Genomic DNA, 22540 nt, shown 5'->3' on the forward strand with positions numbered 1-22540 from the left:
TCCAGATAGACCTGCCGCTCGATGCCTGCCGACCGCAGGCCTGCCACCCGGGAACAGATATACGTGACCAGAAGACAGCTCACCGTCGCCCTGATCCTGCTCGCCTCGATCAACGCCTTCGGCTTCCTCGACCGCGTGATGATCGCGCTGATCGCCGAGAAGATCAAAGCCGAGTTCCTGCTCAGCGATCTGCAGATCGGCCTGCTCGGCGGCACGGCCTTCGCGGTGGTGAACGCCTTTGCGAGCGTGCCCATTGCGCGCCTGGCGGAACGCTACAACCGCGCGCGGGTGACCGCGAGCTTCCTGATGCTCGCCTCGGTGTTCACGGCACTGGCGGGCGCGACGGTCAGCTTCTTCCAGCTCTTCCTGTGCCGCTGCGGCATGGCGGCGGGCAATGCGGCGACGGAGGCGCCGCCGCACTCGATGATCTCCGACATGGTGCCGCCGGAAAAGCGCGCCTCGGCCCTGTCGCTCTACATGCTCGGCGTGCCGGTGGCGGCTCTGGTCGGATCGTTCGCCGGCGGCGCCATTGCCGAGCATTTCGGCTGGCGCGACACGTTCATGTTCTTCGGCGTGATGGGCGGGCTGATCGCCCTGCTCTGCTTCTTCTGCCTGCATGAGCCAGAGCGCAGCGTGCCCCCTGCCGCTGCCGGATCGGGCAAGCTCGGCACCTGGCAGGTGGTACGGCTTCTGCTGGGCAACAAGAGCATCCGTTATGTGCTCGCAGGCCTCGCCTTCATCAGCCTTGGCGCCTTCGGCGTGAACACCTTCCTTCCCGCTTTCTTCTCCCGCAATTTCGGGCTGGATGCGGCGCAGGCGGGTCTCGTCTTCGGCGTCGTCTCCGGCATTGCCGCCTTTTTCGGCACGCTGCTCGGCGGCTATGGCAGCGAGCATATGGCCCGGCGCGATGCACGCTGGCTGCTCGGCTTCCCGGCGCTCGGCACCGTGATCGGCGTACCGATCTTCCTGGCGGGGCTGAGCAGCAACATGCTGTTCGTCGCCATTCCGCTGATGCTGGTCGGCTCCTTCTCCTTCTACACCGCGATGGGGCCCGCGATCGCGACGTTGCACGGCTCGCTGGACAGCTTCAGCCGGGCAACCGGATCGGCGGTCTTCCTGCTGATGGTCCATCTGTTCGGTCAGGGACTGGGACCGCCCTCGGTCGGCGTGGTCAGCGACATGGCCTCCAGCTTCATCTATGGCGGGAGCCAGTTCGCCACCCAGTGCGCCGGGGCTGCCGGACAGGTTCAGGGTTCTGCCTGCGCGGCGGCCTCAGCCCTGGGCCTGCGCTATGCCATCGGTCTGTTCGCCATCTTCTTCCTGCTCGGCGGGCTGATGCTGTATCTCGCGGCGCGGACCAACCACCGCGCGGCGCAGGCGACCGCCACGGCGCATTGACCGCGCCCTCATTTTGCAACGGAGACCCGCATGAGCCAGGCCATTACCGATCGCGACGCCCAGCATGCCTTGCTGGAGAGCGCCGATCCCCAACTCGCGGCCAACAAGCGCCTCGTCTGGGACATGTACCGCACCGTGCTGCAGGCAGGCCACGCCGACCGGGCCGCCGAATTCATTGCCGAGGGCTATATCCAGCATAATCCCAATGTCGCTTCCGGCCGCCAGCCGCTGGTCGACTTCATCAAGGGGTCGCGCCCGGTCCGCGAGATCGAGGAGCGGATCATGCTGCCGCTGGTCAACATGATCGCCGAGCGGGACATGGTGATGTGCGTGTTCGAGCGGCCGGAGAAGGATGCCGAGGGGCAGCCTTATGTGACGAGCTGGTTCGATCTGTTCCGCATCGAAAATGGCATGATTGCCGAGCATTGGGACCCGGCGCTCAAGAGCGTGGAGATGCTCAAATTCGACCCCAATAGCAAGCGCACGCCGCCCACCGACTGAGCGGCGAGCGGCAGCGCGCGGGTGGCCTGGGTCGCCCTACACCTCATTATAGTGGTAAGGCGCGATCACCGGCTCGGGGTAGGATTCATACTGCATCGTCGGCGGCAGATCGGGCTGCAGCCCGTCGATCGAGCGCAGCAGTTGCACGCCGCCGCGATGCCAACCCTCATCATATTCGGTATAGATGTTCATATAGCCGTGCAGCTGCGCGATCCGCCACTTGCCGTTCTCGATCTTGTAGCTGTTCTCATAGGTTGCCTCGCCCCAGCGCGCCTCGCGCCCGACGCCGCCGACCATCATGAACGTGCGCCAGCGCGCCTTGGCGGTGCCGGCAGCACAATCGATGTGGACGACCGGCTGGAGCTGCATGTGATTGTACAGTACGCCCGGACCATAAGGCGGCAGATGGTGGAGATATTCCCGCACTCGCTCCCGCCCGACATAGACGCCGCGCCCGGCCAGCTCGAGCGTGCCATCCTCGGCGAACAGCTTGGCTGCATCGTCCCAGCGGCCCTTGTCGACATAATAGCCATAAGCGCACTGGAGATTGCAGATTTCGACATAATGATCGGCCTTGTCGGCACGGGCGGCGAGCGCCGTCAGATCGGACCGCAAACGCGCCAGTTCCTCGCGCAGGGCTGAGACATCATCGGACATGGGGGTGCTCCTTGGAGGTTGCTGGACTCAGATATTCAACGTCGTCACCCCGGGCTTGACCCGGGGCCCCGCTTTACTGCTGACGCAAGCCCGAAGGCAGCGGGACCCCGGATCAAGTCCGGGGTGACGGCGGTGGGTGTGATGGGGCGGCATCCGCTCAAACTTTTGCCAGCCGCGGATCGCGCTCATCCTGGGCCCAGGGCGAGCGCATCCGGTAGGGCACGAAGTGGAACACCGCTTCGACGGCGGAAATGGCATCGTCGCGGATCTTGAAGGCTTCCAGATAGGCGAAGCTGTGCGGGCGAAGGAAAAAGCCCGTGCGCGTCTCGCCATTGGTGAGCTGATAGTCGCGCGTCTGCCCGTCATGATCGATGAAGCCGCCGCAGAGGACCACGCCCTGCTCCTCATCCACCAGCGGATAGCGCCGCGCGCGAATCCAGTTGTCGAACCGGTAATAGCCGAGCAGGAACTGCTCCTCGCAGCCCATCTTGGCGACCGGCGCCAGATCGGGCTGGGGATTGTGCGTGGTCTGCACGCCATTTTCGCGCCGCTCGCAATCCGCGGTGAAGCGGGTGTGCAGCGTGCCGTCATTCTGCTCCAGCGTGGAGAAATAGCCATCGGCCAGCGAGAGCATCCGTGCCCGTTCGGTGCGGGAGGCTGGCGGGACCGGCTCGGTCAGTTCCGGACGCGGCGCGGGATTAGTGTTGAGGAAGGGGACGCCGCTGTCCGTCGCGCGCGCCACCAGCAGCTCGATCTCGGCGAGCGCGCCGGTTTCCAGCGCCGCGATCCGCAGCACGAACAGCGCCTTGTCGCCGCTTTCCTCCAGCACGCCGAAGCGCGCGGCATTGCTGGTGCGCACGTCCACCACATCCCAGCGATAGTCGCCGATGCCGGTCACGGTCTTCCAGGCGCCATCGCCAAAGGGAAATTCGACGCTGTTCTCGGTATAGCGCAAACGGGGCGCGAGGGCCAAGCGCTGGGGATCATTGGCGCCCAGAGACGCGACGGTCTCATCCAGCAATGCCAGCAAAGCGGCTCTGTCCATGCGCAGACATCCTTTCCTGTAATGCCGGTCGGGCTTCCATCCCGCTCGTCCGGTGACGCTCGCTGCCCCTAGCCGATTGTTTGCGCAGGAACTTGCCGGTGCGCGCATCCCGATGCGGCAGGGCTCAGAGATCGATCATCCCGGCAAGCGCCGCATCGGCCCGGCCCTGTTCGACAAACTGCGCGATCAGCCATTCAGCCGCCGGGCCGGGCGGCGTATCCCGGCGCCAGATGCCAGCAAAGCGGTAGGTTCCGCCCGGATGATCGGGCATGGCGAGGCGCACCAGCGTGCCGGCGACGAGATCGCTCTCCACCATCGGCAGCGGCATATTCCCCCAGCCGACGCCCTCGCACAGCAGGGCGTGCTTGGCGCCGAGATCGGCCAGCCGCCAGGTCTTGGGGCTCAGCACCGAATAATCCTGCCCGTCGGTGGCGCGGGAGCGGTCGGTGAGCACGAGCTGGGTGTAATCGCGCCCGGCGCCCGGCGGGATCTGCGCCATCTGGCCTAGCGGATGATCGGGCGCGGCGACCGGCACCAGCGGCACCGAGCCCGCCGCGACACATTCCACCCCATCGGCGCCAATGGCGAGCGGGCCGGAAATGCCGATCATCGCCCGCCCCTCCCGCACCATGGCGAGGACCGCGCCAAGCGCTTCGACATGCAGGCGGAGCTGGACGGTGGGATATTCGCGCGCGAAGGCCCGCAGCACCGCGCCCAGCCGCTCGGCCGGCAGCATGACGTCGACGGCCAGATCCACTTCCGCCTCCAGCCCATCGAGCAGGCCTTTGACGCGGGCACGCAGCCCGTCCACGCCATGCGCGACGGCACGGGCATCGGCGAGCAGCGCCCGGCCGGCAACGGTCAGCTCCGGCTTGCGCGTCCCCTCCCGCTCGAACAGCGTCAGGCCAAGCTGCGCCTCCAGATTGGCGATGCCATAGCTGATGACGGACACAGCGCGGTTGAGCCGCCGCCCCGCCGCCGCGAAGCTGCCGCTGTCCACCACCGCGAGGAAGATGCGCAACTGATCGAGCGTTGGCGTGCCGGGTGCGCTCACTATTCAACTTTCTCGAACATAATGGTCTATTTTATCCCACTGAACAGCAAAGCTCACAAGCCCTAAATCGGTCTCCAACGCCGGACAGAACGTCCGCGACCTTCCCTCTGACAAGGAGACACATGATGATCGACCTTCGCCCCTTCGACAGCCTCGGCGCCGCCAACCATGGCTGGCTGGATGCCCATCACCACTTCTCCTTTGCCGGCTACCATGATCCTGCCCGGGTCCACTTCGGCAGCCTGCGGGTGTGGAACGACGATGCCATCGCGCCGCAGACAGGCTTCCCGCCCCATCCGCACCGCGACATGGAGATCATCACCTATGTTCGCGAGGGCGCGATCACCCATCAGGACAGCCTCGGCAATGTCGGCCGCACGGAAGCGGGCGACGTTCAGGTGATGAGCGCCGGCACTGGCATCCGCCACTCGGAATATAATCTCGAGGATGTGACCACGCGGATCTTCCAGATCTGGATCATCCCCACCCGCGAGGGCGAGCCGCCGCAATGGGGCGCCAAGCCTTTCCCCAAGGGCGAGCGCTCGGGCAAGTTCGTCACCCTGGCCTCGGGCCATGCCGAGGATGAGGACGCCCTGCCGATCCGCACCGATGGCCGGGTGCTGGGCGCGACCCTGCGTGCCGGTGAGACGGCGGACTATCCGCTCGGCAAGGACCGCAAGGCCTATCTGGTGCCCGCCACCGGCGCCGTGCAGATCGAGGACGTGCGGGTGAATGCCCGTGACGGCGCCGCGATCAGCGATGTGGAGGTGCTGCGCATCACGGCCATCGAGGACAGCGAAATCGTCCTCGTCGACGTGATCTGACCGCAGGAACGCCGCGCTGCCGAACCCACCGGCAGCGCGGCGTTCGCTCGTCCGCGACGCCGCGCCTCAATCCGGCATCAGGCCATAAGCGCGATTCTTGACGACGCTCTCCAGCAACAGCCGCTCGACCGCATCCCGGTCCGCCTGCGCCTCGGCATCCCGCCGATGGAAGACGAGCCGCCAGTCATGCAGGGGAAAGAGCCGCACGATCCTGCCCCGCATATCCGGCGGGATCATCGCGGCAGGGAGGTTGGCGACCGCCTGACCGCGCGCCACCATGGCGATGATCACATCGAAAAACTGCACCCGCGCCACGATGTTGGTGGGCTGCACGCCAAAGGATGCCAGCTTGCGGCGCAGGCGCTGTTCCGCCCCATCGTCCCGCCCGGACGGCAAGGCGAACGGCAAGCGCGCCACCTCTGCGGGAGAGAGCGGCACCTCGCGGCCTGCGGCCAGTTTGCGGTTGCCGAAGATGCCGCCCGACACCCGCCCCAGCGACCGCATCGCTTCCGCCACGGGCTCATCGGCAGGCTGGTGGATCAGCACGAAGTCATAGGTGCCACTGCTCGCCGCGAGCGTCGATTCATGGCTCGGAATGCGAGTATCGAACTCCAGAACGATGTGAGGATGGGCCGCCAGAAACCTGTCCAGCCTTGGCCGCACATAATGATCGGCGAGGCCCTGCCCCAGCAGGATGCGAAAGCGCACGATCTCGCGCGGGCCGGGCCTGCGCAGGCGGTGTGCCGCCAGTTGATCGGCCGCGCTGGAAAAAATCCTCAGGTCGGCGAGGAAGCGCTCGCCCTCGGGCGTGAGTTCTGGACGCCGCCCCGCGCTGCGGGCCATCAGCGCGACCCCGAGCTGCGCTTCCAGCGCCTTGAACTGGCTGCTCACCGACGCCTGTGAAATGCCCAGCAATTCGGCGCTGCCGGCAAAACTGCGTGTCTCGGCAAGCGTCTCGAAGATCACCAGCTGGCGCAGGGTAAATGGCAGGCTTTGCAGGGCGCTCATCATTCAGCCATAACCTGTGCGTTATAAATGCCATTGCCCGTACATCTGTTGCCTCGCCCGTTCAATCGCTGCCACATGAGCGAAAATCAGACGGAGACCCAAGTTGACCGACCTTGACGTGACTCGCCGCAGCGTGCTCGGCCAATCTTTGGGCGTGATCGGCGCCGGCATGGTGGGGGCCGGTTCGACGGCACGGGCCGCGCAGCCTAAGAAGGCATCGGGCAATCGACGCAAGCAGCCGAACATATTGTTCATCATGGCCGACGACATGGGCTATGCCGACCTCTCCTGCTACGGCCGGCGTGACTATGAAACCCCGGCGATCGACAGCCTCGCGGCCGACGGGATGCGCTTCCTGCAAGGCTATGCCAATTCCGCTGTGTGCTCGGCGACGCGCACGGGCCTCATCACCGGCCGCTATCAGAACCGCCTGCCCATCGGCCTGGAGGAGCCGCTCGCCCAGCGCCCTGTCGGCCTGCCGCCCGAGCATCCCACTCTCCCGTCGCTGCTGCGGGCGGTGGGTTATGGGACGACGCTGATCGGCAAATGGCATCTGGGCGCGCTGCCCAAATATGGCCCGCTCAAGAGCGGCTATGACCATTTCTGGGGATTCCGGGGCGGCGGCGTGGACTATTTCACGCACAAATATGCCGGGCGCCACGACCTGTGGGACGATGACCGCGAGGTCTTCGAGAAAGGCTATCTCACAGATCTTCTGGCCGAGCGCGCGCTGGAGACGATCAGCACCGCCGCCCAGGGCGACAAGCCCTTCTTCATCTCGCTGCACGTCAACGCGCCGCACTGGCCCTGGGAGGGGCCGGGCGACGAGGCCGAGGCCATCAGGCTGGATGCCGATGGCAAGCCGACGGCGCTGATGCATTATGACGGCGGCTCGCAGCGCATCTATGCGCAGATGGTGACGCGGCTGGATATGCAGGTCGGGCGCATTCTACAGCGGCTGGACGACCTTGGCATCGCGGACGATACCATCGTCATCTTCACCAGCGATAATGGCGGCGAGCGCTTCGCCGACACCTGGCCGTTCACGGGCCGCAAGACCGAGTTGCTGGAAGGTGGCCTTCGCATCCCCGCGATCGTGCGCTGGCCGGCCTATGTGCCTGCCGGGGTGACCAGCGATCAGGTGATGATGTCCATGGACTGGCTGCCGACCCTGCTCGCGGCGGCCGGCGGTGCGCCGGACCCGGCCTATCCCAGCGACGGCATCAATCTGCTGCCTTATCTCGCCGACCCCTCCAGCAAGAGCGAGCGGACCTTGTGCTGGCGCTACAAGAATCTGGACCAGCAGGCCTGCCGCATGGGCGACTGGAAGTATCTGAAAATCCTCCAGAACAGCTTCCTCTTCAACGTGGTCGACGATCCGATGGAGCGCGCGAACCTGAAGGACCGGATGCCGGAGAAAATGGCGCAGGTGAAGGCAGCCTATGACGCCTGGGACAGCCAGATGCTGCCGCTCGACCCGGATTCATCGACCCATGGCTTCACCGGCAAGGACCTGGCGGATCACTTCGGCGCCAAGATGGAGAACAGCGTCAAGCCGCGCTGACGAGCGTGGCGGGGTGGGCAGGCTCGGGTGTCCTGCGGCCCCGTCCGCTCAGGGTGCCCAGCCCTGCCCGGCCTCATAAGGCAGGCGCGTGAAGATCAGCTCGACCTCGCGCACCTTGCCGCCCCGCATGCCCAGCATCTCGCCGCTGAGCAGCGACATCGGCCCCCTCAGCTTGGCGGGGCAGGTGCGACCATAGCCCGGAATGTCGTTGCATTCGGTCCGCCCGTAGAAGCGCAGGGAAAACACGCCGAACAGCACCTGCTGTTCCTCATCCACCACCAGAGTGCGGCGCGGCTCGACCTTATCGAGCGTATCGAACAGATGCGCCTCCACCTGCGCCTGACAGCTCATGCTGCCGAAATGCGGCAGCGGTTTGCCGGGTATGGGCGTGATGGGATAGGCCAGTTGCGGATTGCCGCTCATCGGCATCCGGTTTTCGATCCGCTGGCAATCCGGCGCGAAATGATCGCCCTTGTTGCGCAGCATATTATCGAAATTCCGGTCGGCCAGTGCGATCATCTCGGCGCGGGACAGGCGCTCGCGCTTGGGCACGATGGTGCGCAGACCCGCTCTGACCTCGGTCGGCATGGAGGGATGCTGCGGCGCGAATGACCGGCCGATCACCGTCTCGGCTTCCGCGATCCGCCCGGCGACGATCTTGAGGCGGGTGGCATAGCCGACGGTCTTGCCGGCCTCTTTCACTTCTCCCAGCACCGCGACTTGCCCGGCGTGCACATCGGCTGCCCGCGCCTGGTAGCTGCTATAGCCATCCGTCGTCTGCCAGAGCCCCTCGCCCGGCGCCACCGGCACGCCATTCTCGGTGGCGCGGAAGTCCGGTGCGAGATCGAGACCGGCCGGTGTGCCCTGCTCGACGGCGGCAAGATAGCGGTCCACATGCGCATAGAGGCAGGCGCGGTCGCACGCAGGCGCGGCCTCCCGTGCCAGCGTCGGCAAGCCAGTGGAGAGCAGCAGCGCGAGGGCGGTGGCACGCCATGCAAAGCGGATCATCGCTCAGTTCTCCCCGCCGGACCGGGCATCGCGCAGATCGCCCTGCCAGCCGCTGTCTGCCTCATAAGGCGCGAATTTGAAGATCGCCTCGACCTCGTGAATCTTGCCGCTGCGCACGCCGAGGATTTCCGCATTGAGCAGCGAGACCGGCTGGCGCGGCTTGTCATGGCAGATGGTGCCATAGCCGGGGATCTCGTTGCACCGGCCGTTCTTGTACCAGCGCATAACATAGACGCCGAAGACGAGCTGCTTCTCTTCATCGAGCAGGAGGAAGCGGCGCGGCTCGACCGCGTCGAGCTGGTCGAACAGGTGCAGGCTGATCTGCTGGCCGCAGCCCATGCTGCCGAAATGCGGCTTGGGCACGCCGGGGATCGTGCCGATGGGATAGTTGAGCTCCGCATTGCCGCTCATCGCCATGCGGTTCTCGATGCGCTGGCAATCCTCCGCATAGGGGGAGCCGTCGGCCGCGAGCAGCGCGTCGAAATTGGCATTGGCCGTTTGGATCATCTGCTGGCGGGTCAGCCGCTCGGCGGGCGGAACGATCTTGCGGAACGACGCGCGCGGCGCCGGCACGATGGATGTGCCGGGCACCCGCCCGCGCCCGAGAATCGTCTCCACCTCGGTGATCTGGCGATCCGCCACCTTGAGGCGCAGCGCGATGGTGACCTTGCCCTCCCCTTCCAGCACCTCGCCGATATAGCCGACGGTGCCGCTCACCGGATCGGCGAGGTCGATGCGATAGGTGCCGAGGCCGGTCGCCGTCTGCCACAGGCCCGCGCCGAGACGGACCTCCTGCGCATCCTCCGTCGCGCGATATTGCGCTGCCATCGGCGCCCGAGCGGGCGCGCGCGCGACCATCGCGGCCAGATATTGGTCCATGATCTCGGTGAGGCAGGTGCGATCACAGGCCGCCGGTGCCGCAGGCCCGGCAGCCATTGCCGGGGCGGCGGGCAGGAGCGCGGCCATCATGGCCAGCCCCCGGATGGGACGCGCGATCATGGCTGCACGGGACGCGGGCGGGGCCGGATGCGGGTGATCTTGCCGCATGGAATCTCGTAGAGCAGCACGCCGCGCAGCCGCCAGTCATCACCCGCCTTCAAGGGCCGTGAGCCAAAGTCCGGCCAGTCGCTGGTGGCCTGGAAATGTGCTTCCAGATCGACCGTCGCGCCCTGCGGTTGCACCTCAATGGCGTGCGGGGTCACATGCTCCTGCAGCCCACGGGCATCGACGTCGCGATAGAAGGCGATGATCGCCTCGCGCCCCTTGAGATCGGGCCATTTGCCGCCTTTCACCAACACGACATCGGGGTCGTAATAGCTGGTGAAGCAGGCATAATCGCGCGCATTGAAACAAAGGAAATAGCGCTCGAAATCGGCCTTGGTCATGCCCGGCGACGGGCAATTCTCGGCCGCCACAGCCGTTTGGGCGAGCGATCCGAACAGAGCAAGCATAAGCGCTTTGCCGACGGCTGACCTGAACCGCATCCCCTGTGACCTCCCCCTCATGACGCACATCCGCATGCAGCGGATAAATCGTGATACGTCGTTGTAGTTTATTCCGTCCTGCAGGTCTGCCTTGTCAAGCGAAATGCCCGGCGAGGAACCGCCTTTGCGATACTCTGTCGCAGGCGTGACGGAGCAATGATCGTTCGACTCCAGTGGCTTGGGCCGCGATCGGACAAGCTGCCGGAACGATCCCTTGACCCTGCTCAGAATAGGAACATAATAGGAACATATGAGACTCGCCCCTGCCCTTTTGTGCGATCACGCGATGCCGGATGCCCCCTCCCGAAAGGCGTTCGGCATCGCCGCGATCGATACGCTGCTGGGCGGCGGGCTGGCGCGCGGGCGGGTGCATGAAGTCTATGCGGCAGAGGTGGACGATGTCGCGGCAGCGGCGGGTTTCGTCGTCTCGCTGGCGACAGGTTTGAGCGAGGCCGAGGGCAAGGTGCTATGGCTCCGCGAGCGACAGGCGAGCCGAAAAGGCGGCGTGGCGCAGGGCCATGGCTGGGCCGAACTGGGCGGCGCCCCCGGTCTGGGGCTGATCGGCACCGTCAGGGACGGCATGGACCTGCTGCGTGCGGCCGTGGATGCCTTGCGCTGCTCCGGTCTAAGCGCAGTCGTGTTGGAAGGCTGGGGCTCGATGCCCGCGCTGGACCTGACCGCCAGCCGCCGCCTGACTCTGGCGGCAGAGAAATCCGGCGTGACATTGCTGCTGCTGCGCCCGGACGCGCCGCCCGTGCCCAGCGCGGCACAGACCCGCTGGCAGGTGGCCGCCGCACCTTCGCTCGCGCTGCCGGGCAATGCGCCCGGACTGCCGACCTTCGATGTGACCTTGCTGCGCCAACGTTCCGGCCCTTGCGGCCTTTCCTGGCGGCTGGAGTGGGACCGTGACCGACGCTTGTTCCGTGAAGCGGCGCTATCTGGCGCTGTGGTTTCCGCTCCTGCCCACAGAAAGGCTGCGGATTCAGCAGGGGATCGACAGCGCGGGGACCGGCGGGCAGCCTAACGGGCCGCTGGTTCTCGTCGCCAAGATCAAGGGCGCATTGCGGCTGTGCGCCGTCGATGCGCAGGCCCACGCGCTCGGCATCTTGCCGGGCCAGACGCTGGCCGATGCCCGCGCGCTGCAGCCCGACCTCATCGTGGCCGACATGGACGAAGAGGCCGACCGTCACTGGCTGCAGCGGCTGGCCCGGCATTGCATCGCCTGGTCACCGCATGTCACCCTCGCCCCGCCCGATGGGATAACGCTGGATATTGCGGGAAGCGACCATCTGTTCGGCGGCGAGGCAGGCCTGGCCGCGCAGGCCGAGGATGCCTTCGCCGCGATTGGCATGAGCGTGCGCATGGCCACAGCCTCCACCGCGCAGGGCGCGCAGGCGCTGGCCCGTCATGCCCGCCTGCCCGTCACCAGCGAGCGGGAGGCGCTGCGGGCGCTGCCCGTGCTGGCGCTGGGGCTGGACGAAGAGGCGACGCTCGCCTTGCGCCGCGCCGGGCTAAAGACCATCGGCGATCTGGCGTCGCGGGCCGCCGCCAGCATCGCCGCGCGATTCGGGGCGGACGCGGTGACTGCCTTGCGCCGCCTGCTGGGCGAGGAACAGGCGCCGATCGATCCGCTCGCACAGCCCGAGCCACTCCATTTCGAGCGCCGTTTTGCCGAGCCGGTTGCCTTGCAGGCCAGCATCGCCGGCTGTTTTCTCGACCTGCTGCGCGAGGCGGCCCGGACACTCGATGAGCGCGGACTGGGTGGCCGGCGCTTTGTCCTGACATTGTTCCGCAGCGATGGGGCGCGCCATCGGCTGGCGATCGAGACCGGTCTGCCCACGCGCGATCCGGCGCCGGTGTTGCGCCTGTTCGACGAGCGCATCGGGACGCTGGCCGATCCGCTCGACCCCGGCTTTGGCTATGACCGCATCACCTTGTTCCTGCCCGTTACCGAGCCGCTCGGCACCAGCCAGCCGGCTCTGGATGGCAGCGAGCAGGATGCCGGCGCGCTGGCCGATCTGATCGACCGGTTGAGCACCCGCCTGGGGCCAGCCAGCCTGTGTCGTCTTGAGCCGCAGGACAGCCATATTCCCGAACAGGCGCAGCTTGCCTTGCCGGCGATCCACGCCCGTGCGCCCCTTCCATGGCCCACGCCGCCGGTGGGCGAGCCGCCCTTGCGGCCGCTGTTCCTGTTCGATCCGCCGCAGCCGGTGGAGGTGATCGCGCAAGTGCCGGACGGCCCGCCGCACCGCTTCCGCTGGAAACGCAGGCTGCACGAGGTGCGGCTCTATGAAGGCCCCGAGCGGATCGCCTCCGAATGGTGGCGGCGCAAGGGCGGTGAAGCCCCTGGCAAGGCCGGGCTGACGCGGGACTATTACCGGATCGAGGACGTGCGCGGGCGACGCTACTGGATCTTCCGCCACGGGCTTTATGATGAAAAGCCCGATCCGAACTGGTATCTCCACGGGCTGTTCGCATGAGCGACCCGCCCCCTTTCGCAGAGCTGGTCGCGGCCACCAATTACAGCTTCCTGCGCGGCGCTTCGCATCCCGCGCATATGGTGGCGCAGGCCCATCATCTGGGTATGGCCGGGCTGGGCATTGCGGATCGCAACACGGTGGCCGGCGTCGTGCGCGCGCATGTGGCCTGGCGGGAGATCGGCGGGCCTGCCACCGGTTTTCGCCTCGCCGTCGGTGCGCGGCTGGTCTTTGCGGACGGGACGCCGGATATCATCGCCTATCCCGCCACCCGCCATGGCTGGGGTCGGCTGACGCGGCTGTTGACGCTGGGTAACCGCCGCGCGGAAAAGGGTGATTGCACGCTCAATCTGTCGGATCTGCTCGATCATGCCGACGACCTGCTGCTGATCGCCACCGGACGCGACCGGCGCCTGTTGGAGCGACTGACGGAGGCGCGCCCGGGCGCTGTATGGCTGGCCGTCACCATGCAGCGCAGCGGCGCGGATGCGCGGCGGCTGGCGCAAGCCCAGGCGCTGGGCGCGGCTTGCGGCGTGCCTCTGCTCGCCACCTGCGATGCGCTCTACGATCATCCCGATGCGCGACCGCTGCACGATATCCTGACCTGCATTCGCGAAGGCACGACCATCGCTGCGGCGGGCCGACGCCTGCTCGCCAATGCCGAACGGCATCTCAAGCCGCCTGCCGAAATGGCCCGCCTGTTCCGCACGTGCCCCGAAGCGGTGACGGCCAGCACGGACATCCTCTCGCGCATCGCCTTCACGCTCGATGACCTGCGCTATGAATATCCGCACGAACCCGTGCCCGAAGGCTGGCAGCCGCAGGCCTGGCTGGAACATCTGGTGCAGGAGGGTGGCCGCGAATATTTCCCCGATGGCCTGCCCGAAAAATACCAAGCGGTGCTGGATGAGGAATATGCGCTGATCCGCAAGCGGAACTACGCTTATTACTTCCTCACCGTGCACGATATCGTGCGCCACGCCCGCAGCCTCGAGCAGCCGATCCTGTGCCAGGGCCGGGGCAGCGCGGCCAATTCTCTGGTCTGCTATTTCCTCGGCATCACCCCGATTGATCCGGTGCGGGAGAAGCTGCTGTTCTCGCGCTTCCTCTCGGAAGAGCGCCATGAACCGCCCGATATCGACGTGGATTTCGAGCATGAGCGCCGCGAGGAAATCATGCAGTATATCTATGCCCGCTATGGCCGCGAGCGGGCGGGCATTGCCGCCACGGTGATCCATTACCGTCCGCGCAGCGCGATCCGCGAAGTGGGCAAGGCGCTGGGCCTCACCGAAGACGTGACCGCGCGGATCGCCTCGACCATCTGGGGCTCCCCCGGCGGCAGCCGGGTGCCCTCCCCGCGGATCGAGGAGGCCGGATTTGATCCTGACAATCCCGAAGTGGGCCGGCTGCGCACGCTGGTTGAGCGCCTGCTCGAATATCCCCGCCATCTCTCGCAGCATGTCGGCGGATTCGTGCTGACCGAGAGCCGGCTCGACGAACTGGTGCCCATTCACAATGGCGCCATGCCCGATCGCACCTTCATCGAATGGGACAAGGACGATATCGACGCGCTGGGCCTGATGAAGGTGGATGTGCTGGCACTCGGGATGCTGACCTGCATCCGCAAGAGCTTCGACCTGCTGCGCACGCATGGCCTCGCGGACCTGACCCTGGCCACGGTGCCGCGCGAGGACAAGGCAACCTACGCCATGCTCCAGCGCGGCGACAGCATCGGCACATTTCAGGTCGAAAGTCGTGCGCAGATCGCCATGCTGCCGCGGATGAGGCCCAAGGAGCTGTACGATCTGGTCATTCAGGTGGCGATCGTCCGTCCCGGGCCGATCCAGGGCGGCATGGTCCATCCCTATTTGCGCCGCCGCAACAAGGAGGAGGCCGTGGTCTTCCCCAGCCCTGCCCCGCCAAACGATCCTAACGAGTTGCGCGAGGTACTGGGCAAGACATTGGGCGTGCCGCTATTCCAGGAACAGGCCATGAAGCTGGCCATCGTGGCGGCCAAGTTCACGCCGCCCCAGGCCGATGGGTTGCGGCGCGCCATGGCCACCTTCCGCCATCACGGGACGGTGCATAATTACCAGAGCCTGCTGGTCGAAGGCATGGTGGCGCGCGGCTATGAACGGGACTTTGCCGAACGCTGCTATCAACAGATCGAAGGCTTTGGCGAATATGGCTTTCCCGAAAGCCATGCCCAGGCCTTTGGATGGCTCGCTTATGTCTCATCATGGCTGAAATGCCGCCACCCCGCCGCGTTCACCTGCGCCCTGCTCAACAGCCAGCCAATGGGCTTCTACGCGCCCGCGCAACTGGTGCGCGATGCGCAGGAGCATGGCGTGGAGGTCCGTGCGGTCGACGTGAATGCCAGCGAGTGGGATAGCACGCTGGAAGGGCCCGCTGGCAGTGCGCTGGCGCTGCGGCTGGGATTTTCACGCATCGACGGCTTCCGGCAGGGATGGGCCGACACGATCGCACAGGCCAGGCAGGCCGGCGCGTTCGTTTCTATCGAAGATCTCGCCCGGCGGGCCAGCCTGCCTCCCCAGGCCTTGCGCAAGCTGGCCGATGCCGATGCTTTTGGCGCGCTGGCGGAGTCGCGTCGCGATGCCTTGTGGGAGGTGCGTCGCACGCCGCCCACTCAGCTACCGCTGTTCGCTTTTGCCGATGCACCGGAACTGGGCCGGGAAGCCGATCCGCGCCTGCCCGCCATGCCGCTCTCCGAGGAAGTGGTGGCCGATTACCAGACCGCGCGGCTCTCGCTGAAGGGGCATCCGATGCAGTTTCTGCGCGCTGCGCTGACCCGCGAAGGCGTGCGATCCTGCGCGGCCGCCAATGCGCTGCCCGATGGCCGCAGGGCGCGCGTCGCCGGCGTGGTCCTGACCCGGCAGCGGCCCGGCAAGGGCAATGCCGTGTTCATCACGATCGAGGATGAAACGGGGATCGTCAACGCGCTGCTCTGGGCGCGCGATCTCGACAAGCAGCGCCGCGCCGTGATGGCCGCGCGCCTGATGCTGATCGAGGGTGAAATCCAGAAGAGCAAGGAAGGCGTGGTCCACCTGATGGTCCGGCGGGTGATCGATCGCACGGCCATGCTCGATGACCTCGCCGATCATCCCCCCATGGCTCCGCAAACCGCGCGCGGCGACGAAGTCCGCAACCCCCAGCGCCCCCGCCTCAATGACCATCCCCGCAATGTCAGGATTCTGCCGAAATCACGCGACTTCCACTGAGGCCCGTCTGGGGCGTGTGCGTGTGAAGTGCTGGAGGCCCGAGCCGGAATCGAACCGGCGTATACGGATTTGCAGTCCGCTGCGTCACCACTCCGCCATCGGGCCTCGGGGGTGGTCGAGGGAGCGCGGCTAGCTCAATTCATTCGGCAACGCAACTTGCTTTGCGCCATGACGGACGGGACAGGTGCGCAGACTGCGTAGGGGCATTAAAAAACTTTTCACTGTGCGGTGCAAAAAAGCTAGAGAGGCTGGCAAAGCCAATTACTGTATTGCTCATACAATACAGCCATGTCATCAGGGAGCTTATGACCGAGCAGACTTTCAAGGCGATGCGCCGTGCGATGGTGGAAAGCCAGTTGCGCACCAGCGACGTCAACGATCCTGTGATCCTCGAAGCGATCCTCGCCGAACCGCGCGAACTTTACGTGCCGCAGGAGCGGCGCAGCGCGGCCTATATCGATCGGGCCGTGCCGCTGGCCAATGGCCGGGCGCTCAACCCGCCGCTTGCCACCGCCCGGCTGCTGGTCGAAGCCGCCCCGCGCGCGGGCGAGAAGGTGCTGCTGGTCGGCGCGGCGACAGGCTATGCGGCGGCGCTGCTGGCGCGGCTTGGCTGCACTGTGATCGCGATCGAGGACGATGACGCGCTGTTCGCTCACACCAAGGCCGCGCTGGCCGGTCACGCCGGCGTCACGCTGCAGCAGGGACCGCTCGCCGCCGGCTTCGCGCAGGGCGCGCCTTATGACCTGCTGTTCGTTGATGGCGCCATCGAGGAGCTGGACGAGACGATCGTCGCGCAATTGCGCATCGGTGGCCGCGCGGTGTTCGCCCGGCTGGAGCGCGGCGTGACGCGCCTGTGCATCGGTACGCGCACCACCGGCGGCTTTGGCGCCCGCGCCTTCGTGGATTGGGAGGCCGTGCCCCTGCCCGGCTTTGCCCGGCCCAAGACCTTCACATTCTGACCCGGAAGCCTCGACCGCTTATGCTCATCCGCCGGACCAAGCCCCTCGCGATGCTCGCCGCTCTGCTGAGCACCAGCACCCTCCCAGCCCAGGCCGAGACACTGCAGGAAGCGCTGGCCGCAGCCTATCGGGACAATCCGACGCTGACCGCGGCGCGGGCCGGCCAGCGGGCGACGGACGAGAATTTCAACATCCAGAAGGCCAATGGCCTGCCGGACGTGGGCGTCTCCTCCACCTACAATGAGTTCGCCCATGAGCGCCCGCTCAATCCGCTGGCGCCCTCCCGCTCGCTCACCACGCTGCTGAGCGTGAGCGTGCCGGTCTATTCCGGTGGCCGGGTGCGCAATGCGCTGGCCGGCGCGCGCGAGCGGATCGAGGCCGGGCAATATGATCTGCGCGCCACGGAGCTCTCCATCTTCTCGCAGGTGGTGGCGGCCTATATGGACGTGATCCGCGCGGAGTCCGTCGTCGGCCTCAGCCGCAACAATGTGCAGGTGCTCGAGGTCAATCTGCGGGCGACCAACAATCGCTTCCAGGTGGGCGATCTCACCCGCACGGACGTCGCCCAGTCCGAGTCGCGCCTTTCGCTGGCCCGCGCGGACATGCAGACGGCCGAAGCCTCGCTGATCGAGGCGCGCGAGCGCTATATCCAGCTGGTCGGCCACGAGCCGGTCGACCTGCAGACCCCGCCGCAATTGCCCGGCCTGCCCGCGACGCCCGACGAAGCCGTCGATGTCGCCATGGCCCAGAATCCCGATCTGCTGGCGGCCCGCAACATCCGCGAAGCCGCAGCCTATGACGTGCGCGTTGCGAAAGGCCAGCGGCTGCCGACGGTCTCCGCCTTCGCCAGCGGCCAGCATTATACCGATCTCGCCTCCCGCGGCGGCGCCAACGAGGCGCAGGACAGCGGCCAGGTGATCGTCGGCGCGCGCCTTTCCCTGCCGCTCTATCAGGGCGGCCGGCCCGGCGCGCAGGTCCGCCAGAGCCAGGCCTATCAGCAGCAGGCGATGGAAACCGAGACCGCCGTCGAGCGCAGCGTGATCGCGCAGACCCGCTCGCTCTATTCGAGCTGGCAGGCGAGCAACGAAGTGATCGCCTCCAACCGCGTGGCGGTGGATGCGAGCGGCCTCTCTCTGCGCGGCGTGCGCGCCGAAAACAGCGTGGGCACCCGCACCATCCTCGATATCCTGAATGCGGAGCAGGAGAGCTTCATCGCCAGCGTCCAGCTCGTGACGGCAGAGCGCAATGCCTATGTCGCGGCCTTCTCGCTGCTGGCCGCGATGGGCCGGATCAACCCGACTGACTTCGGCATCGCGCCCGAGCAGGTCATTAACCCGGCCGACAACTTCCAGCGCGTGAAGGGCAAGTGGTTCGACTGGGACGATGACGCCAAGCCGGCGCCCATTTCGTCCCGCACGGTTGACTCTGCCGCCCAAAACGCGACAGTAAACGCTTCAGACACCAACTGAGCGCAGGAACCATGATGGGGGCGATGCAGAACGAGCCGTCGATGGAGGAAATTCTCTCTTCCATCAAACGGATCATCGCCGAGGAGGACGGCCTTTCCGCGACACCGCGCGTCCCGCGCCGGGCCGCCATGGCGAGCGTGAGCGCCAGCCTGGATGACCAGATTCTGGAGCTGACGGACGCGCTGCCCGGCGACAATGCCGACGGGGCCGAGAGCGACGACTCGCATGAGGAGCCGATGATGAGCGCCCCCGCCAAGCCCGCCCCAGCCCCTGTGGAGCAGAAAGCCGAGCCGAAGAGCGCCGAGTCTAAAAGCAAAGCCGCCGCCAAGCCGCGCGCCGCTGTGGCGTCCGCCGATGGTGCACCCGCTGTTTCCGCGCCGGCCTCCACGCTCGTCTCGGACGAGAAGGCCCGCGCTGCCCGCGATTCGCTGGTCAATCTGTCCCGCCTGCTGATCAGCCCGGAAGACAGCCAGCCCAATACGGTCGAAGGCTTGGTGCGCGAGATGCTGCGCCCCATGCTCAAGGAATGGCTGGACGAGAACCTGCCCGGCATGGTCGAGACCATGGTGAAGCGCGAGATCGACCGGATCACCGGCCGAGTATGATGGCCGGGCCGCGGCCCTCCATCGCAGCGGTTCGGCAGATTTGAGCGCGGCAATCCCGGCTCACGGCATCGGATAAGCGTCTGAGCGTCACGGGACGACTGCATTCCCTTTCGGATGGAACAAGCAGTGCTCCTGCGCAGGCAGGAGTCCAGGGCGCATGGCGCCGCCCTTCCCCGCCCTGGACTCCCGCTTTCGCGGGACAACAACGTATGCGAGGTGGCGCAACGCCGCCTTCCCCTCCCCCCGCGCACCCACTGGCGCGGCGCGGCAAGACTGATTAAGGCCCCAGCCATGACGAACACGCCCATCACCGAGCTTGCAAAGACCTTCGATCCCGCCGCGATCGAGGCGAAATGGTATCCGCATTGGGAGCAGACCGGCCAGTTCCGCCCGGCCCGCCCGGATGCGCAGCCCTTCACCATCGTCAATCCGCCGCCGAACGTCACCGGCAGCCTGCACATCGGCCACGCGCTCGACAACACGCTGCAGGACATCGTGATCCGCTACGAGCGGCTGCGCGGTAAGGATGCGCTGTGGGTGGTCGGCACGGACCATGCCGGCATCGCCACGCAGATGGTCGTCGAGCGGCAGATGAACGCGAAGGGCGAGAAGCGCACCGATTACACCCGCGAGGGCTTTGTCGAGAAGGTGTGGGAATGGAAGCATGAGAGCGGCGGGACGATCACCGGCCAGCTCCGGCGGCTGGGCTGCTCGATGGACTGGAGCCGCGAGCAGTTCACCATGGACCCGCATTTCACCCGCGCCGTGGTGAAAGTGTTCGTCGATCTCTACAATCAGGGGCTTCTGTATCGCGACAAAAGGCTGGTGAACTGGGACCCGGGCCTCAAGACCGCGATCAGCGACCTTGAGGTCGAGACGCGCGAGGTGAAAGGCGGCTTCTGGCACTTCAAATATCCGCTGGCCGATGGCGTGCGCCTCGATGGGCCGGGCGTTGAGGGCCAGGACTTTATTGAGGTGGCGACCACCCGCCCCGAGACGATGCTGGCGGATATGGCCGTGGCGGTGAACCCGCAGGACGCGCGCTATGCCTCTGTCATCGGCAAGCATGTCATCCTGCCGATCACCGGGCGTCGCATCCCCATCGTGGCTGACGAGCATGCCGATCCGGAACTGGGCTCGGGCGCGGTGAAGATCACGCCGGGCCATGATTTCAACGACTTCGAGGTTGGCAAGCGCGCCGGCATCGCGCCCGCGCAGATGCTCAACATGCTCGATGCGCACGCGAATATTGTCCAGACCGCTGATGGTCTCGTTCCCGCCGACTTCATCGGGCTGGAGCGCTTCGAGGCGCGCAAGCTGGTGGTGGAGCAGCTGAAGGCGCTGGGGCTCCTCATCCCCCATGTCACACGCGACAAGGAGGGCAATGAGGCCGAGCACGACGCCGAACCGCGCACGATCCAGACGCCCTATGGCGACCGCTCCGGCGTGGTCATCGAGCCCTGGCTGACCGACCAATGGTATGTCGACGCCGCGACGCTGGCCAAGCCCGCCATCGAGGCGGTGCGCTCGGGCGCCATCGAGATCGTGCCGAAGAGTTGGGAGAAGACGTACTTTAACTGGATGGAGAACATCCAGCCGTGGTGCGTGAGCCGGCAGCTGTGGTGGGGGCACCGGATTCCGGCTTGGTTTGGGCCTTCTAAGACAGGCGACGCTCTCCACTCGCCGGCTTTCAATCGGGAACCGAACCCCGAGATGGTACCATTCGTGGCAACCACCGAAGAAGAGGCTCTGCAACTTGCCAGGGAATACTATGGGCCCGACGTTGCATTGACCATTTCCGATGACGGCATGTTCGAGCGTTTCGTCGACAATGGGAGGCTGATTTCCGCGACGCTGACACGCGACCCCGACGTGCTCGACACGTGGTTCTCCTCCGCGCTGTGGCCGTTCGCGACGCTGGGTTGGCCGGACGACGCATCCCCCTCTCCGTTCGGTTCGAGCGAAGGCGAGAACCCGAAGGACAGCGCTGGCGGTGTCTCGACTTCGCTCGACACGAACGGAGGACTTGGTGCGGGCAGTGCGCGGTCACTGGTAGAGCGCCATTACCCCAACGACCTCCTCATCTCCGGCTTCGACATCCTGTTCTTCTGGGATGCGCGCATGGCGATGCAGGGCATTCATTTCATGAAGGAGGTGCCGTGGAAGCGGCTGTACCTCCATGGCCTGGTGCGCGCGGCGGATGGGCAGAAAATGTCCAAGTCCAAGGGCAATGTCGTCGATCCGCTCGGGCTCATCGACCAATATGGCGCCGATGCGCTGCGCTTCTTCATGGCCGCCATGGAGAGCCAGGGCCGCGACGTGAAGATGGATGAGAAGCGCGTCGAGGGCTATCGCAACTTCGCCACCAAGCTGTGGAACGCGGTGCGCTTCGCCCAGTCGAACGGCATCGGCGCGAGCGAGAGCGTTGCCGCGCCCGCCGCCACGCTGGCGGTCAACAAGTGGATCATCGGCGAAGTCGTCAGCACCGTCGCTGAACTGGACAAGGCGCTGGCCGACCTGCGTTTCGATGCCGCCGCCAATGCCATCTACCATTTCGTGTGGGATCAGTTCTGCGATTGGTATCTGGAGCTGATCAAGGGCAATATCGACGCGGAGACCAAGGCCGTCGCCGGATGGGTGATCGACCAGATTCTCGTCATGCTCCACCCGTTCATGCCGTTCATCACCGAGGAGCTGTGGCACGCGCAGGGCGCGCGGCCCTATGACCTGATCGTGGCGCAATGGCCGGCACCTGCCGCGCAGGTGGATGCGCAGGCCAGCGCGGAGATCGACTGGCTGATCCGCATGGTGAGCGAAATCCGCACCGCCCGCGCCGAACTGGGCGTGCCGCCGGGCGCCAAGCTTACCGCCATCGTGAATGAGGCCAATCCGCAGACGCGCGGCCGTATCGAGCGGCTCACCCCTGCCCTCTCCCGCCTCGCGCGCATCGAGACCTGGCAGTTCGATGGCGAGGCGAGCGGCGGCGCGGCACAGGTGGTTGTGGACGAAGCGACCGTCGTCCTCCCGCTCGAAGGCGTCATCGACATCGAGGCCGAACGCGCTCGGTTGACAAAGTCCCTTCATGCCGCGCAGAAGGAGGCCAAGTCGCTCGAGGGGCGCCTCGCCAACCCGGCATTTGTCGAGAAGGCCAAGCCCGAAGCGGTCGAGAAGGCGCGTGCCGACCATGCCGAGAAAGTCGCGGAATTCCAGCGTCTGGAGGCTGCTCTGACGCGTCTTGGATAAGGACG

Annotated in this window: 18 protein-coding genes and 1 tRNA gene; 11 read left to right on the forward strand and 8 right to left on the reverse strand. The window is 66.3% G+C overall.

Annotation, left to right across the window (positions count from 1 at the left end):
• Positions 1 to 63: 63 nt before the first annotated feature.
• Positions 64 to 1398, forward strand: a complete 1335-nt coding sequence (locus tag M2343_RS08860; protein ID WP_264576368.1) for an MFS transporter — start codon at positions 64 to 66, stop codon at positions 1396 to 1398.
• A gap of 30 nt (positions 1399 to 1428) precedes the next feature.
• Positions 1429 to 1899 (forward strand): nuclear transport factor 2 family protein, encoded by a 471-nt coding sequence (locus M2343_RS08865; RefSeq protein ID WP_264576369.1) that lies wholly within the window; start codon positions 1429 to 1431, stop codon positions 1897 to 1899.
• Between the two features lie 36 nt (positions 1900 to 1935).
• Here the strand turns inward: M2343_RS08865 and M2343_RS08870 are convergent, their stop codons facing one another.
• The 3 genes from M2343_RS08870 to M2343_RS08880 all read right to left on the reverse strand — a co-directional run bounded on the left by M2343_RS08870 (position 1936) and on the right by M2343_RS08880 (position 4655).
• Positions 1936 to 2556: a nuclear transport factor 2 family protein gene (locus M2343_RS08870; RefSeq protein WP_264576370.1), complete on the reverse strand. Its 621-nt coding sequence runs from the start codon at positions 2554 to 2556 to the stop codon at positions 1936 to 1938.
• Positions 2557 to 2713: 157 nt separating this feature from the next.
• A complete protein-coding gene (locus tag M2343_RS08875; RefSeq protein ID WP_264576371.1) occupies positions 2714 to 3601 on the reverse strand; it encodes a hypothetical protein in 888 nt (295 codons plus the stop codon).
• Between the two features lie 124 nt (positions 3602 to 3725).
• Positions 3726 to 4655 carry a LysR family transcriptional regulator gene (locus tag M2343_RS08880; protein WP_264569661.1) on the reverse strand — a complete coding sequence of 310 codons (930 nt, stop codon included), beginning with the start codon at positions 4653 to 4655 and terminating at the stop codon, positions 3726 to 3728.
• Positions 4656 to 4780: 125 nt separating this feature from the next.
• On the opposite strand from M2343_RS08880, the gene M2343_RS08885 reads away from it, so the two are divergent.
• Positions 4781 to 5479: a pirin family protein gene (locus tag M2343_RS08885; protein ID WP_181561336.1), complete on the forward strand. Its 699-nt coding sequence runs from the start codon at positions 4781 to 4783 to the stop codon at positions 5477 to 5479.
• A gap of 66 nt (positions 5480 to 5545) precedes the next feature.
• Here the strand turns inward: M2343_RS08885 and M2343_RS08890 are convergent, their stop codons facing one another.
• Positions 5546 to 6490: a LysR family transcriptional regulator gene (locus tag M2343_RS08890; protein ID WP_264576372.1), complete on the reverse strand. Its 945-nt coding sequence runs from the start codon at positions 6488 to 6490 to the stop codon at positions 5546 to 5548.
• 100 nt (positions 6491 to 6590) lie between these two features.
• On the opposite strand from M2343_RS08890, the gene M2343_RS08895 reads away from it, so the two are divergent.
• On the forward strand, positions 6591 to 8051 hold the full coding sequence (locus M2343_RS08895; RefSeq protein ID WP_264576373.1) for a sulfatase: 1461 nt from the start codon (positions 6591 to 6593) through the stop codon (positions 8049 to 8051).
• A gap of 48 nt (positions 8052 to 8099) precedes the next feature.
• Here the strand turns inward: M2343_RS08895 and M2343_RS08900 are convergent, their stop codons facing one another.
• From M2343_RS08900 to M2343_RS08910, 3 genes are read right to left on the reverse strand one after another with little or no spacing between them, the layout of a single operon-like run.
• Complete coding sequence (locus M2343_RS08900) at positions 8100 to 9059, reverse strand: hypothetical protein (protein WP_264576374.1); 960 nt, start codon at positions 9057 to 9059, stop codon at positions 8100 to 8102.
• Positions 9060 to 9062: 3 nt separating this feature from the next.
• Positions 9063 to 10028 (reverse strand): hypothetical protein, encoded by a 966-nt coding sequence (locus tag M2343_RS08905; RefSeq protein ID WP_264576375.1) that lies wholly within the window; start codon positions 10026 to 10028, stop codon positions 9063 to 9065.
• Between the two features lie 26 nt (positions 10029 to 10054).
• Entirely contained in the window at positions 10055 to 10510 is a 456-nt protein-coding gene (locus tag M2343_RS08910) for a nuclear transport factor 2 family protein (protein WP_264576376.1), read from the reverse strand.
• A 283-nt stretch (positions 10511 to 10793) separates the two neighbouring features.
• Here M2343_RS08910 and M2343_RS08915 point away from each other — a divergent pair, with 283 nt between their 5' ends.
• Genes M2343_RS08915 through M2343_RS08925 form a run of 3 tightly spaced genes read left to right on the forward strand, consistent with a single transcriptional unit; the run spans position 10794 to position 16259 of the window.
• Positions 10794 to 11567, forward strand: a complete 774-nt coding sequence (locus tag M2343_RS08915) for an ImuA family protein (protein WP_264576377.1) — start codon at positions 10794 to 10796, stop codon at positions 11565 to 11567.
• Positions 11449 to 13023 (forward strand): Y-family DNA polymerase, encoded by a 1575-nt coding sequence (locus tag M2343_RS08920; protein ID WP_264576378.1) that lies wholly within the window; start codon positions 11449 to 11451, stop codon positions 13021 to 13023. Before M2343_RS08915 ends, M2343_RS08920 begins: the two co-directional genes overlap by 119 nt.
• A complete protein-coding gene (locus M2343_RS08925) occupies positions 13020 to 16259 on the forward strand; it encodes an error-prone DNA polymerase (protein ID WP_264576379.1) in 3240 nt (1079 codons plus the stop codon). Before M2343_RS08920 ends, M2343_RS08925 begins: the two co-directional genes overlap by 4 nt.
• Before the next feature lie 31 nt (positions 16260 to 16290).
• Here M2343_RS08925 and M2343_RS08930 read toward each other — a convergent pair.
• Positions 16291 to 16364 (reverse strand) — tRNA-Cys (locus tag M2343_RS08930).
• Positions 16365 to 16564: 200 nt separating this feature from the next.
• Here M2343_RS08930 and M2343_RS08935 point away from each other — a divergent pair.
• The 4 genes from M2343_RS08935 to M2343_RS08950 all read left to right on the forward strand — a co-directional run bounded on the left by M2343_RS08935 (position 16565) and on the right by M2343_RS08950 (position 22535).
• Positions 16565 to 17218 (forward strand): protein-L-isoaspartate O-methyltransferase family protein, encoded by a 654-nt coding sequence (locus M2343_RS08935; protein ID WP_264576380.1) that lies wholly within the window; start codon positions 16565 to 16567, stop codon positions 17216 to 17218.
• Between the two features lie 20 nt (positions 17219 to 17238).
• Positions 17239 to 18687, forward strand: coding sequence for a TolC family outer membrane protein (locus tag M2343_RS08940; RefSeq protein WP_264576381.1), 1449 nt, complete (start codon positions 17239 to 17241; stop codon positions 18685 to 18687).
• 23 nt (positions 18688 to 18710) lie between these two features.
• Entirely contained in the window at positions 18711 to 19292 is a 582-nt protein-coding gene (locus tag M2343_RS08945; RefSeq protein WP_319799396.1) for a DUF2497 domain-containing protein, read from the forward strand.
• Between the two features lie 291 nt (positions 19293 to 19583).
• Positions 19584 to 22535, forward strand: coding sequence for a valine--tRNA ligase (locus M2343_RS08950; protein ID WP_264576382.1), 2952 nt, complete (start codon positions 19584 to 19586; stop codon positions 22533 to 22535).
• Positions 22536 to 22540: the final 5 nt, after the last annotated feature.

The sequence above is a fragment of the Sphingobium sp. B8D3B genome (assembly GCF_025961875.1).
Lineage (GTDB): Bacteria > Pseudomonadota > Alphaproteobacteria > Sphingomonadales > Sphingomonadaceae > Sphingobium.

Bases quoted from the DNA above. Each gene is read 5' to 3' on its own strand.
- M2343_RS08925 (WP_264576379.1), top strand. From the start codon at position 13,020: ATGAGCGACCCGCCCCCTTTCGCAGAGCTGGTCGCGGCCACCAATTAC.
- M2343_RS08935 (WP_264576380.1), top strand. From the start codon at position 16,565: ATGACCGAGCAGACTTTCAAGGCGATGCGCCGTGCGATGGTGGAAAGC.
- M2343_RS08890 (WP_264576372.1), bottom strand. From the start codon at position 6,490: ATGATGAGCGCCCTGCAAAGCCTGCCATTTACCCTGCGCCAGCTGGTG.
- M2343_RS08940 (WP_264576381.1), top strand. From the start codon at position 17,239: ATGCTCATCCGCCGGACCAAGCCCCTCGCGATGCTCGCCGCTCTGCTG.
- M2343_RS08950 (WP_264576382.1), top strand. From the start codon at position 19,584: ATGACGAACACGCCCATCACCGAGCTTGCAAAGACCTTCGATCCCGCC.
- M2343_RS08910 (WP_264576376.1), bottom strand. From the start codon at position 10,510: ATGCTTGCTCTGTTCGGATCGCTCGCCCAAACGGCTGTGGCGGCCGAG.
- M2343_RS08885 (WP_181561336.1), top strand. From the start codon at position 4,781: ATGATCGACCTTCGCCCCTTCGACAGCCTCGGCGCCGCCAACCATGGC.
- M2343_RS08865 (WP_264576369.1), top strand. From the start codon at position 1,429: ATGAGCCAGGCCATTACCGATCGCGACGCCCAGCATGCCTTGCTGGAG.
- M2343_RS08945 (WP_319799396.1), top strand. From the start codon at position 18,711: ATGCAGAACGAGCCGTCGATGGAGGAAATTCTCTCTTCCATCAAACGG.
- M2343_RS08875 (WP_264576371.1), bottom strand. From the start codon at position 3,601: ATGGACAGAGCCGCTTTGCTGGCATTGCTGGATGAGACCGTCGCGTCT.
- M2343_RS08900 (WP_264576374.1), bottom strand. From the start codon at position 9,059: ATGATCCGCTTTGCATGGCGTGCCACCGCCCTCGCGCTGCTGCTCTCC.
- M2343_RS08870 (WP_264576370.1), bottom strand. From the start codon at position 2,556: ATGTCCGATGATGTCTCAGCCCTGCGCGAGGAACTGGCGCGTTTGCGG.
- M2343_RS08905 (WP_264576375.1), bottom strand. From the start codon at position 10,028: ATGATGGCCGCGCTCCTGCCCGCCGCCCCGGCAATGGCTGCCGGGCCT.
- M2343_RS08915 (WP_264576377.1), top strand. From the start codon at position 10,794: ATGAGACTCGCCCCTGCCCTTTTGTGCGATCACGCGATGCCGGATGCC.